General features: G+C 71.6%; 11 protein-coding genes and 1 pseudogene. 5 read left to right on the top strand and 7 right to left on the bottom strand.

The features are described 5' to 3' along the window. Positions 1-37: 37 nt before the first annotated feature. On the top strand, positions 38-415 hold the full coding sequence (locus K228_RS0109675; RefSeq protein WP_025618262.1) for an ArsR/SmtB family transcription factor: 378 nt from the start codon (positions 38-40) through the stop codon (positions 413-415). Between the two features lie 160 nt (positions 416-575). Here K228_RS0109675 and K228_RS0109670 read toward each other — a convergent pair whose 3' ends face one another. The 3 genes and pseudogenes from K228_RS0109670 to K228_RS0109660 form a co-directional block, all read right to left on the bottom strand. Further along, positions 576-1289 (bottom strand): DedA family protein, encoded by a 714-nt coding sequence (locus K228_RS0109670; RefSeq protein ID WP_025618261.1) that lies wholly within the window; start codon positions 1287-1289, stop codon positions 576-578. A 63-nt stretch (positions 1290-1352) separates the two neighbouring features. Continuing rightward, a pseudogene (locus tag K228_RS30375) lies at positions 1353-1498 on the bottom strand (LPXTG cell wall anchor domain-containing protein); the annotation flags it as partial. 51 nt (positions 1499-1549) lie between these two features. Then, complete coding sequence (locus K228_RS0109660; RefSeq protein WP_025618260.1) at positions 1550-1762, bottom strand: hypothetical protein; 213 nt, start codon at positions 1760-1762, stop codon at positions 1550-1552. A 361-nt stretch (positions 1763-2123) separates the two neighbouring features. On the opposite strand from K228_RS0109660, the gene fbaA reads away from it, so the two are divergent. Both fbaA and K228_RS0109650 read left to right on the top strand, forming a co-directional pair. Next, positions 2124-3146, top strand: a complete 1023-nt coding sequence (gene fbaA, locus K228_RS0109655; protein ID WP_025618259.1) for a class II fructose-bisphosphate aldolase — start codon at positions 2124-2126, stop codon at positions 3144-3146. Between the two features lie 212 nt (positions 3147-3358). After that, positions 3359-3787: a DUF3151 domain-containing protein gene (locus K228_RS0109650; RefSeq protein WP_018254810.1), complete on the top strand. Its 429-nt coding sequence runs from the start codon at positions 3359-3361 to the stop codon at positions 3785-3787. Positions 3788-3854: 67 nt separating this feature from the next. Here the strand turns inward: K228_RS0109650 and K228_RS26400 are convergent, their stop codons facing one another. Together K228_RS26400 and K228_RS0109640 are read right to left on the bottom strand one after the other, a co-directional pair. Beyond that, the gene (locus tag K228_RS26400; protein ID WP_025618258.1) at positions 3855-5603 is read right to left on the bottom strand and encodes a MinD/ParA family ATP-binding protein; all 1749 of its coding nucleotides are present in this window, start codon (positions 5601-5603) and stop codon (positions 3855-3857) included. A 55-nt stretch (positions 5604-5658) separates the two neighbouring features. Further along, positions 5659-6693: a hypothetical protein gene (locus tag K228_RS0109640; RefSeq protein WP_025618257.1), complete on the bottom strand. Its 1035-nt coding sequence runs from the start codon at positions 6691-6693 to the stop codon at positions 5659-5661. 127 nt (positions 6694-6820) lie between these two features. On the opposite strand from K228_RS0109640, the gene K228_RS0109635 reads away from it, so the two are divergent. Both K228_RS0109635 and purD read left to right on the top strand, forming a co-directional pair. After that, positions 6821-8110, top strand: a complete 1290-nt coding sequence (locus tag K228_RS0109635; protein WP_018822460.1) for an adenylosuccinate synthase — start codon at positions 6821-6823, stop codon at positions 8108-8110. 67 nt (positions 8111-8177) lie between these two features. Further along, positions 8178-9428: a phosphoribosylamine--glycine ligase gene (gene purD / locus K228_RS0109630; RefSeq protein ID WP_025618256.1), complete on the top strand. Its 1251-nt coding sequence runs from the start codon at positions 8178-8180 to the stop codon at positions 9426-9428. 22 nt (positions 9429-9450) lie between these two features. On the opposite strand, the gene K228_RS0109625 is transcribed toward purD, so the two are convergent. Continuing rightward, positions 9451-10788: an MFS transporter gene (locus K228_RS0109625; RefSeq protein WP_025618255.1), complete on the bottom strand. Its 1338-nt coding sequence runs from the start codon at positions 10786-10788 to the stop codon at positions 9451-9453. Positions 10789-11053: 265 nt separating this feature from the next. Further along, entirely contained in the window at positions 11054-12268 is a 1215-nt protein-coding gene (locus tag K228_RS0109620; protein WP_025618254.1) for an acyl-CoA dehydrogenase family protein, read from the bottom strand. Positions 12269-12270 lie beyond the last annotated feature (2 nt).

Genomic DNA, 12270 nt, shown 5'->3' with positions numbered 1-12270 from the left:
GCCGATATGCAGGCGAGTCAATGCTGCTGGTGGAAGGATGGAATACGTGGGAACTGCGTTGGCGGAAATGACAATGCCTCAGATCTCGCCGCTTGCCGGCGAGCCAATCGAACGAGCAGACGCGGAGCGGCTGGCCGGGGTCCTCAAGGCCCTTGCCGACCCCGCCCGACTGCGGCTGCTGAGCCTGATCCAGTCGGCTCCGGAGGGCGAAGCGTGCGTGTGTGATCTCACCGCGCCCCTCGGCCTCTCCCAGCCGACGGTCAGCCATCACCTGCGCATCCTCACCGAGGCTGGCCTGCTGGAGCGGGAGAAGCGTGGGGTCTGGGCGTACTACCGGCTGGTGCCGACCGCGATCGCGACCATCGCCGACCTTCTGACGCCGCCGCGTAAGCGCGCCGGCAAGAAGGCGCGCTGACCGTACCGTTCGTCCGACGCCCTCCGACCGGGGTGGCGTCGGACGGCCGGGTTGGCGGGGTTGCGACCGACGGCTCGCCGTCGGCGGGCGACTCGGCTGCGAGCGTGCCCACCCTGGGTGTCCCGGGGCACGGCCGCTCGGTGCCGCGCCCCGGCCGGGGTCAGTGCTTGCCGTAGTGCTCCCGGGTTTCCCGGATCGCCTCCTCGGCTGCGGCCCGCTCCGCCGCGGTGGTGCCGCGCCTCGCCGCCAGCCGGGCGCGCAACAACTCGACCACGATCGGGACCACCGAGAGACCCACGATCGCGATCAGGATCAGCTCGATGTTCGCCTTCACGAACGGGATCTGGCCGAGGAAGTAGCCGAGCACCGTCACGCCGGTACCCCAGAGGATCGCGCCGATCACGTTGTAGATGACGAACGTGCGGTAGTTCATCCGGCTGACCCCGGCCACGATCGGGGTGAACGTTCGGACGATCGGTACGAAGCGGGCCAGCACCACCGAGCGGGCCCCATACTTCTCGAAGAACTCGTGCGACTTCAGCAGGTTTTCCTGCTTGAACAGTTTCGAATTGGGTCGCCGGAACAGCGCCGGCCCGACCTTGCGTCCGAAGGCGTACCCCACCTGGTCACCGGCGATGGCCGACAGCGTGATGAGCAGGCAGACCAGCCAGAGCGGCCAGGTGATGTACTTCCCGTCGGCGGTGAGCAGGCCGGCGGTGAAGAGCAGCGAGTCACCGGGCAGGAAGAAGCCGATCAGTAGCCCCGACTCGGCAAAGACGATCACCAGGATGCCGAGCAGGCCGAAGGTCGAGATCAGCACCTCGGGATCGAGCCAGTCCGGCCCGAGAGCCAGGGTAGTGGTGGGCGTCGGCACGCGGTGACCTCCGTGGGCTGCCGGGCGGTGGATGTCGCCAGCGGCGACGGGAATGTCCGTAGTCTAGGTGGCAGCCCGGTCCGTCCGGTGCCTGACGTCACAGCTGCACCCACGCCGCCGGGTGACCAGGAAGCCGGCCGTACCGATGGCGAGTAGCAGGCCGCCGAGGCCGGCCACCCGCAGGTGGAGTCACCGGTGATCGGCAGGCTCTCACCCGGCGGCCGTTCCGGCCGTATCACCCCGGCCCGTCGGTCGCCCGCTCAGCGGTAGTCGTCCTCATCTCCCCCGACGACGCGGGCCTGCTCCACCGCGTCCCAGCCGCTGACCTCCAGACCGCGGTGCGGCTCGACTTCCACCTCGCCCGGGAGAACCGCCGTGGCCTGCTCGACCGCGTCCGCCGGCTCGGCCTCCGGGTCCCGCTCGTCCGGCGTGAGGTGCTCGCTCGGGGCGAAGTCCTCGTCGGGTAGGCCCATGGTCCCTCCCGGGATCTCGTTACGGACAGCTACCCACACCGTACGGGTTGGTCACGCTCCGCGTCGGGGGTGGCGTGGACCATGCCGATCCGTTCGGAAACGGGAATGCCTCCCCGGCGTGGCGCCCCGGTGCCACGATGGGGGCGTGGCCTCCGCCGGGGTGCGAACGGGCGGTCCGGACTTCTGATCAGCGTCGCTGGGCCGGGTCGAACCAGGGGCACCGGGACCGGGCGCGCCCGGGCCGGTGGTGCCGACCGTAATCAACTGCGGGATACTGCCGGCGGTGGACAGCGCGGTCCGGCGCACCCATGGACAACAGCGGCCGGCGACGGCCGAGAGCGTTAAGTAAGGAGCGTTCGACATGCCTATCGCTTCCCCCGAGGCCTACGCGGAGATGCTGGACCGTGCCAAGGAAGGCCGGTTCGCCTACCCCGCGATCAACGTGACCTCCTCGCAGACCCTCAACGCGGCGTTGAAGGGTTTCGCCGACGCGGAGAGTGACGGCATCATCCAGGTCTCCACCGGTGGCGCCGAGTACCTCTCCGGCCCCTCCGTGAAGGACATGGTCACCGGCGCGGTGGCCTTCGCCGCGTACGCGCACGAGGTCGCCAAGAAGTACCCGGTCAACATCGCCCTGCACACCGACCACTGCCCGAAGGACAAGCTGGACAAGTTCGTCCGGCCGTTGCTGACCATCTCGCAGGAGCGGGTGCGGGCCGGCCAGGAGCCGCTCTTCCAGTCGCACATGTGGGACGGCTCGGCGGTGCCGGTAGCGGAGAACCTCACCATCGCCGAGCAGCTTCTCGGCGAGGCTGCCAAGGCCAAGATCGTCCTCGAGATCGAGGTCGGCGTGGTCGGCGGCGAGGAGGACGGCGTCGAGAACGCCATCAACGAGAAGCTCTACACCACCGTTGACGACGGTCTGGCCATGGTTGAGGCGCTTGGCCTGGGGGAGAAGGGCCGCTACATGGCGGCGCTGACCTTCGGCAACGTGCACGGCGTCTACAAGCCGGGCAACGTCAAGCTTCGTCCCGAGGTGCTCAACCAGATCCAGGCGGCGGTCGGAGCCAAGTACGGCAAGGACAAGCCGCTGAGCCTGGTCTTCCACGGCGGCTCCGGTTCGCTGCTGTCGGAGATCCGCGAGTCGCTGGACTACGGGGTGGTGAAGATGAACATCGACACCGACACCCAGTACTGCTTCACCCGTCCCGTCGCGGACCACATGTTCAGCAACTACGACGGGGTGCTGAAGGTCGACGGTGAGGTCGGCAACAAGAAGAAGTACGACCCGCGGGTCTGGGGCAAGGCCGCCGAGGCCGGAATGGCCGCCCGCATCGTCGAGGCCTGCGAGGACCTGCGTTCCACCGGCACCCGGATGAAGTGATCTGATCGCCGTGGTTGACGGCCGGCTCCCGCACCGGGGGCCGGCCGTCGCTCTTAGGTGCATTCGGCGGATGCCCGGGCAGTATCGGACCCGGAGCCGGTGACCAGCAGCGCGGCCGGCGGACGGCGGTGGGGGCGCGCGCGGGCGGTGTGCTGCGGCGGGGTCAGTCGACCCGCTCGCGGGTCGACGGGGGTAGCGGGTTGAATAGGGCGATGCAGAACCTGTTGCCGGAGCCACCGGCCACCCTCCTGCCCGCGCACGATGAGGCCGACAGCGCCATCGCCGCCGCTGAGCAGAGCGGCGCCGACGAGGATTTCGCCGCGGTGGCGGCACGTTTCCCCACGTTCAGTGCGGCCTGGGCCGCGCTCGCGGTCCGCGCGTTCGCGGCGGACCAGGTGGTCCAGGCGTACGCATACGCCCGCACCGGTTACCACCGGGGCCTGGATCAGCTACGCCGAAGCGGTTGGAAGGGACACGGTCCGGTGCCGTGGTCGCATGAGCCGAACCAGGGCTTCCTGCGCTGCCTCTGGGTGCTGTCCCGGGCGGCCGACGCCATCGGCGAGGCCGATGAGGCGGCCCGCTGTGCTCAGTTCCTCCGCGACTGCGACCCGGCCGCGGCGGACGCGCTAGCGAGCGACTGACCTCTCCTTGGACGACCGACGCCGGGCTGGCCGTGGCTAGCCCGGCGTACCGGCCTGTCTCGGTGGATCAAAGCCCCTCGGCCACCGCTGCTGCGATCTTGAGCCAGGCGTCCCGGGCGGCCGACGAGAGCGCCGCGTACCGGAGCGGCTCGCCGGAGTCGATGAGCCGCTCGTACGGGGCCAGAAGCACTGCCCGGGTCCGAGCTGCGAAGTGCGCCTGGATCGCCGGCAGGTCGATTTCTTTCCGGGACGGCGGCATCGATACGACGGTCACCGCCTGTCGCACCAGTCGTTGCCGGCCGCTCTGCTCCAGATGGTCGAGCATCCGGGCGGCGGTCTCCGCTGAGTCGTTTCGGGCCGACATGGTCACCACCAGCTGGTCGGTGGCGTCGATCGCGGCCTGCCAGTTCTGCGCCCGCACGTTGTTGCCGGTATCCACGAAGATCAGCTTGTAGAAGCGGCTGACCACCTCACGGATCTCCGCGAATGCCGTAGCGGTGAGCATCCCCCCGCCGGTGGCCGACTCGTCCGACGCGAGGACGTCGAACATCCCCTCGCCCTGAGCCCGCACGTACTGCGACAGGTCCCCGACCCGCCCGTGGGAGCCGTGAAACTGATTCAGGTCGCGCAGCAGGTCGCGCACCGTACGGGCGTGGAAGTCCTGCTGGGCGCGCATGCCCAGGGTGCCCTGCGTCTCGTTGTTGTCCCAGGCCAGGACGTAGCCGCCACGCTTCTGACCGAAGGTCATGGCGAGCAGCAGGATCGCCACCGTCTTGCCGGCGCCGCCCTTCGGGTTGACCACGGTCACCTGTCGCAGCCCGCCAAAGTTGCGGCGGACCATCTCCACGTCGCGGCGCATCTCCTGCTCCTGGCGGCCGGGCGGGAGGCGGAGCCCCATTCTGTTGGCCATCGCCCGAACGCCCATGGTGGCCATCGGATCCGCCGGGCGTAACTGTCGGCGCCGGGCGAAGTCCTCGGCAGTTGGTGGCGTCTGCCCCGTTGACGTCCATCCGGCCGTCGGCGGTACGGGCCCGCCGTGCGTTGGTGGTGGGTAGGGACCCGCAGCCGGTCCGGCCGTTGGCAGTTCTGTGGTTGGTGGTCCTGCCGGTGGTGGGCCGGCGGTTGGGTAGGGCGTCGGGATGGTTGCCCTGCCCGTGGCCGATTGGCCGGGCGGCACGCCAGGCTCCGGGCCGTGCGGAGTGGCCGGGCCGTGCGGAGTGGCCGGGCCAGGGGGAGCGGTCGGGCCAGGGGGAGCGGTCGGGCCGTGGGGGGTGGACGGAGCGGGGCCCAACCCGCCCAGGTCGTTGCTGGCAGCACCGGGGCCGCTGACGGCGTCCTCCGGTGCTGGGCGTTGCGGTGGCGCCACCCACGGCGACTCGGTCGAGGTGCCGCCGCGGCCATCCCAGCCAGCTCTGTCGTCGGCGGGCCCGCTCTCCGTCGACGCCTCGGCGGTCGGTCTACCTCCGGTCGATGTCCCGGGTGCCGGGCCGGTCGGGTCAAGGCTGAACGGTTGGTGGAGATTGACGCCGGGAGTCGGTGCCAGGTTGGGGGCGTGGGGCGCCGGGGGAGCGTCGGCTACCACGCTGCGTGGATCACGGTCGGGGATCGGTGCCCAGGCGCGCGCTGCGTCGGAAGGAGCGCTCGTCCACCCGGCGGGGACCGGTGTCCCGTCGGACGGCGGCTGAATCTGGTCATCCGGTCCCGGCGCGGGCGACCAGGACGCCGGTTCGGCCTCGGCCGCCGACCACAAGGGTTCGATGTCCCGCTCCGGCTGCTGGCCGGACGTGTACGACCGGTCGACGTTCTCGTCCACCATGGCTCCTCCCCATGCCTCCTGCTGAGGATATGCCTCGGGGAATGGCCCGAGTGGCCTACCGGTGGGCGGTCCGGGGAGACCAGACCGCCCACGCACCCGGCTCGGTCCACCAGGATCGCTTCCGCTTCAGTTCGCCCTCGGCGCCGTCGTCAAGGAACGGGACCGCCCCCTCCCGGGGTACCACGGCCACCGCCCGACCACGGGCGCGACGAACCTCCAGGCGGACCCGGCGGCGACCCCACCGGGACGAGGTGAGGACCGGGACGGCCACCGCGACCTCGACCAGACCGTCGCCCGGGTCGGGGGCGGCGAGCAGGGTCACGTCGGCGAGCTGGGCGTACCCACCGGCGTTGCCGATGGCGCAGGCCAGCAGCGGGTCGTCACCGGCGGAGAGGAGCGTGTCATCGACCTCGACCCGGCCTCGCCAGTGCAGCGGCTGGCCCCCCTCGTCGGCCGCGCCGAGCAGTGCGCCGTCCAGCGTGACCGAGCCGGCGTCGTTGCGCAGCAGGTCGAGCCGGCGGGGCGCGCCCTCCAACACCGCCGCCGCCACCGCCACCGGGTCGCGGGGCAGCCCGAGCTGTGCTGCCAGATCTCGAGGTTGGCCGCCGCCGCGGGCCGGGTCGAGCGGCAGCACGCCGACCGGCGGCAGGTCCGGTACCGTCCGGTTGACCGGCAGATCCGTCGGGCGGCGGCTCGGCGGCGGGGCGTACCGCCGGACGAGGCGACGTAGGACGGTGCGCAACTGTGCGTCACTGGCGGTGCCGACAATCAGTCGGGTGCGGGAATCCGGGTCGGGCCAGCCGAGGCCGTCGGGTCGGGGCGGGCCATCGAGGCGGCACAGCACCTCGTCGATTTCCCGCTCGGACCTGGCGGTCACCAGGTCGACCCGAGCCCCCCGGGCGGTGAGCGCGTCCGCGCAGGCCAGCACCGGTACGCGAGGGGTCTCGCAGCGGTCGGTCGAGGGCCCGTCGTTGGACTTGTCGGTGTCACCGTTGGCCATGTTGGTGTCGCCACAGCAGGCACCGTCGCTGCCGCAGGTGCCCGGTGCGTCCCGTTCCGAGCCGAGCGTGAGCAGCACCACGTCGTACACGGGTCGCAGCCTCCTGCCTCTACGCGCGAACCCCTGCCGGCCGCGCTGTCACTTCTTGTTAGCCTGACACCCCGGGCTCGCCGACCGGTCGCCGCCTGGCACCCGAGCCTTCTGGAGGCTGAAGAAGATGCCAGCGATCGTGCTTCTCGGGGCCCAGTGGGGCGACGAGGGCAAGGGCAAGGTTACCGACCTGCTGGGGGAGCGGGTTGACCACGTGGTGCGCTACTCCGGCGGCAACAACGCCGGCCACACGGTCATCACTCCGGACGGGCAGAAGTATGCGCTGCACCTGATGCCCTCGGGTGCGCTCTCGCCGAACGCGAAGATTGTCATCGGGAACGGTGTGGTGGTCGACCCGAAGGTGCTGCTGGACGAGATCGACGGGCTCGCCGAGCGCGGTGTGGACGTCTCCCGGCTGCGGATCTCCGGCGACGCCCACCTGATCATGCCGCACCACCGGGCGTTGGACCGGGTGGTCGAGCGGTACCTGGGGTCGTCCCGGATCGGCACCACCGGCCGGGGCATCGGCCCGGCGTACGGGGACAAGGTCGCCCGGATGGGGATCCGGGTGCAGGACCTACTCGACCCGGGAATTCTCCGCAAGAAGCTGGAACTCGCGCTACGCGAGAAGAACCAGATGCTGTTCAAGGTGTACAACCGTAAGGCGATCGACGTCGAGGCGACCGTCGAGGAGTACCTGGGCTACGCCGAGCGGCTCCGCCCGTACATCGCCGAGACCCGGGCGATGCTCTGGGAGGCGCTGGACCGCGGCGAGACCGTGCTGCTGGAAGGCGCCCAGGCGACCATGCTCGACATGGACCACGGCACCTACCCCTTCGTGACCTCCTCGAACCCGACTGCAGGTGGGGCCTGTGTCGGAGCGGGAGTTCCGCCGACCGCCATCACGAAGGTGATCGCGGTCAGCAAGGCGTACGCCACCCGGGTCGGCGCCGGACCGTTCCCGACGGAGCTGCACGACGACAACGGCCAGCACCTGCGCAAGATCGGCCACGAGTACGGCACCACGACCGGTCGGGAACGACGGTGCGGCTGGTTCGACGCGGTCGTCGCCCGGTACGCGTGCCGACTCAACGGGGTCACCGACCTGGTCGTCACGAAGCTCGACGTGCTGACCGGCCTGCCGAAGGTGCCGATCTGCGTCGGGTACGAGATCAATGGCAAGCGCTTCGACGAGATGCCGATGACGCAGACGGACTTCCACCACGCGACTCCGATCTATGAGGAGCTCGACGGCTGGTGGGAGGAGATCACCACGGCGCGGACCGAGGCGGAGCTGCCCGCCGCCGCCCGCCGTTACATCGCCCGGATCGAGGAGCTCTGCCGCACTCGGGTCAGCGTGGTCGGCGTCGGCCCCGGCCGGGAGGAGAACGTCGTCTACCACCCGCTGCTGCCCTGAGTTCCCCGCCGCCCGTCCCCACCCCAGGACCGAGCGGGCTGCGAGTGGGGGCCGTAGGATCATCCCCGTGCGGGTACTTCTGATTGGTAGCGGTGGGCGGGAGCATGCCCTCGCGCTCGGGTTGGTGGCCGATCCCTCGGTCGAGGTGCTTTTCGCCGCGCCGGGGAACCCGGGGATCGGCACGGTCGCGGGGATGCGGGACGTGGTCTTCACCGATCCGGCCGCGGTGGCGGCGCTCGCGGTCGAGTGCAGTGCGGACCTGGTGGTCGTGGGGCCGGAGACGCCGCTGGTCGCCGGGGTTGCCGACGCCGTACGAGCCAAGGGCATCCCCGCCTTCGGGCCGTCCGCGGCGGCGGCGCGCCTGGAGGGGTCGAAGGCGTTCGCGAAGGACGTGATGACCGCCGCCGGAGTGCCGACCGCCCGCGCGTACAGCTGCGCCGACGCCGAGAGCGTCGGTCGCGCGCTGGACGACTTCGGCGCGCCGTACGTGGTCAAGAACGACGGCCTCGCCGCCGGTAAGGGAGTCGTGGTCACCGAGGACCGCCCGGTGGCCGAGGAGCACGCGCGGGCGTGCGGCCAGGTCGTGATCGAGGAGTATCTCGCCGGCCCCGAGGTCTCGCTCTTCGTCGTCACCGACGGCGAGACGGCCGTTCCCCTGCTGCCGGCGCAGGATTTCAAGCGGGTCGGGGACGACGACACCGGTCCGAACACCGGCGGCATGGGGGCGTACGCACCGCTGCCGTGGGCGCCGCCCGGCCTGGTCGACGAGGTGATGCGCGACATCGTCCACCCGACCCTGGCCGAGCTGCGTCGGCGCGGCACGCCGTTCGCCGGGCTGCTCTACGTGGGCCTGGCGATCACCACCACCGGCCCTCGGGTGATCGAGTTCAACGCCCGCTTCGGCGACCCGGAGACGCAGGCGGTGCTGGCCCTGTTGGAGACACCGCTCGCCGGGCTGCTGCACGCCGCCGCCACCGGTGAGCTGGCCGCGCACCCGCCGCTGCGGTGGCGTGCGGGCGCGGCGGTCACCGTCGTGGTGGCCGCCGAGGGATACCCGGCGAAGCCGCGCACGGGCGACGTGATCCACGGGGCGGAGGTCTCGGGCATCATCCACGCGGGCACGGTGCGTCGGGCTGCCGACGGCGCGCTGCTCTCCGCGGGTGGCCGGGTCCTCTGCTGCACGGCCACCGGCTCCGATCTGGCCGCTGCGCGCGACGCCGCCTACGAGTTGGTCCGCGGCGTCGAGCTGGCCGGCTCGCACCATCGCACCGACATCGCCGCCGCGGCGGTGGCCGGCCGGATCACCATTCCCGGCTGACCGCCGTCAACGGGCCGCCGCCTCATCGGGAGGCTGGCGGGTCGCGGTGCGCGGCGGGCAACCACTGCTCCCCGAGCGGCACCGGCCCCTCGCTCCGCCCCGTCGTTCCACCGGGCGGGGCGGGCGGATACCGGGGCGGGTCGTCCAACGCCGCCAACACCGGTAGCGGCGCGGCGACCAGCACGGCCACCAGGAGCGCACCGGCGAGCACCAGGAACGCGGTGGCGAGGCCCAGCCACTCCACCAGCGGGCCGGCCAGCAGGTAACCGGCGGGCCCGGCGGCGTACGCGAATGAGGTCATCACCCCGACCACCCGGCCGCGGAGTCGCTCCGGGGTGCGGGTCTGCATGGCGTAGTTGGCCAGCGGGTTGACCGGTCCGTAGGCGAGCCCGACCAGGCCGGCGAAGGCGAGCATTCCCGGGTACGGCGGCAGGAACGCGAGCCCGAGCAGGGCCAGGCCGGTGATCACGAGGGCGGCGGCCATCAGGGAGCGGCGGCGGATGAACCGACCGGCCGCCGACGAGCCCAGCGCACCTGCCACGGCTCCGGCGCTCATCGCCATCAGGACGGTACCGAGGCGGGCCGGTTCCCCTTCGGCGACGAACCAGGCGGGCAGCAGCACCCCCTCGACCGGCAGGTAGAGCGCGACCAGCACCATCGTGACCAGGGAGAGGGTGCGCAGCAGTGGGTCCCGCCAGACGAAGCCCAGCCCTTCCAGCGTGCCCCGCCACAGGCCGCTGGGTGGGCGTTCGGGACGGCCGGCGCCGGGCAGCCGGACGGCCGCGACCAGGAGAACCGACAGCGCGAAGCCGCCGGCGGTGACCCAGAATGTCGCCTCTGGGCCGACCGTGGCGATGAGTAGGCCGCCGACTCCGGGGCCGATCAGGAAGGCCAGCCCGAAGATCGCTTCGTGTACGCCGTTCGCCCGTTCGATCCGCCAGCCGGCGGCCTGTGCGGCGGCGGGCAGCAGCGTCTCCCGGGCGGTCATCGCGGCCGGGTCGAAGACCGCGCCGAGGACGGCCAGCGCGACGATCCAGCCGAGGTTCAGCCCGAACAGGGCGTCGACGAGCGGGATAGCGGCGACTGAGACGGCGGAGAGGGCGTCGGAGACCAGTGCGGTCCGGCGACGCCCGAGCAGGTCAACGACCGTGCCGGAGAAGAGGCTGGACAGCAGGAGCGGTAGTCCGCTGGCGGCGGCCACCACACCGGCCGCGGTGGCGCTGCCGGTGCGTTCCAGGACCAGCCAGGGTAGTGCCACGACGGCCACGCCGTTGCCGGTGGCAGAGAGCAGCGTCGCCGCCTCGACCAGCAGCAACGGTGTCCGGCGTCGGTGTTCGGTCCGAGTCATTGCGAAGATCATCCTAGCCAGTCAGCGGGGACTGGCAGCGGCGGATCGCAGTGCTGGCGGATCCGATCGGCGGCGACGGCGAACAGCCGTCGTGGGGAACTCGGATCGCGGTCACCCTCGAGCGCGGCGCGCCGGGTGGCCGTACCCGGGCCCGGCAGCTTCCGGGCCCGGGTACGGCCGGGAGTATCCGGGTCCGGGTACGGCCGGGGTTATCCGGGCCCGGATACGGCCGGGGAGCAATCCGGGCCCGTGGGGTGGCCGGAGAGCCCGCCGCGGGTCAGCGGATCTGGACGCCGGAGATGGCGCGGGCGACGACGAGCCGCTGGATCTCGGAGGTGCCTTCGAAGATGGTGTAGATCTTGGCGTCTCGGTACCACCGCTCGACCGGGTGGTCGCGGAGGAAGCCGGCACCGCCGAGCAACTGCACGGCCTTCTCGGTCGCGCTGACCGCGACCTCGCTGGCCTTCAGCTTGGACATCGAGCCCTCGCCGGCGGTGAAGGCCCGGTTGTTGCGCCCCATCCAGGAGGCGCGCCAGACCAGCAGCCGGGCGGCGTCGATCTCCATCTTCATGTCGGCCAGCGCGAAGGCCACCGCCTGGTTCTCGATGATCGGTCGCCCGAACTGGACCCGTTCCTTCGCGTAGTCCAGTGCGTACTCGTAGGCGGCCCGGGCCACCCCGATCGCCTGCGCGCCGACGGTCGGCCGGGAGAGCTCGAACGTACGCATCGCCGCCTGGGAGGAGGCCCGCCGTCCGGAGCGGGCCCGGGCGAGCCGTTCGTCCAGCGCGTCCTTGCCGCCGAGCAGGCAGCGGCCGGGTACCCGGACGTCGTCGAGGAAGACATCGGCGGTGTTTGACGCGCGTAGGCCCAGCTTGCGGAGCTTGCGGGTCGCGGCGAGCCCGGGGGTGCCCGGCGGTACGACGAACGCCGCCTGCCCGCGGGAGCCGAGCTCCGGGTCGACCGAGGCGGTGACCACGTGCACGCCGGCGATTCCGCCGTTGGTCGCGTACGACTTCTGGCCGTTGAGTATCCACTCGTCGGTGGCCTCGTCGTAGACCGCGCGGGTGCGCATCGCGCCGACATCGGAGCCCGCCTCGGGTTCGCTGGTGCAGAACGCCGCCACGGCGGGGGAGTCGAGGTCGCCGAAGCACTGCGGCACCCACTCCATCAGCTGCTCCGGGGTGCCGGTGCCGTAGATGGCGGCCACGGCGAGGCCGGTGCCGAAGATGCTCAGGCCGATGCCGGAGTCGCCCCAGAAGAGTTCCTCACAGGCGATCGGCAGGGAGAGGCCGCTGGGGTCGCCCCAGCAGGTCGCGAGGAACTCGAAGCCGTAGAGGCCGACCTTGGCCGCTTCCTGGATGATCGGCCACGGGGTCTCCTCCCGCGCGTCCCACTCGGCCGCAGCTGGGCGGACGACCTCGCTGGCGAAGCCGTGCACCCAGTCACGAAGGTCCCGCTGCTCCTCGGTCAGATCGAGCGAGAACTCGGCCACTG

Origin of the sequence: Salinispora cortesiana, assembly GCF_000484695.1 — a bacterium.
GTDB classification, from domain to species: Bacteria; Actinomycetota; Actinomycetes; order Mycobacteriales; family Micromonosporaceae; genus Micromonospora; species Micromonospora cortesiana.
This window is presented reverse-complemented; position numbering and strand designations above follow the sequence as displayed.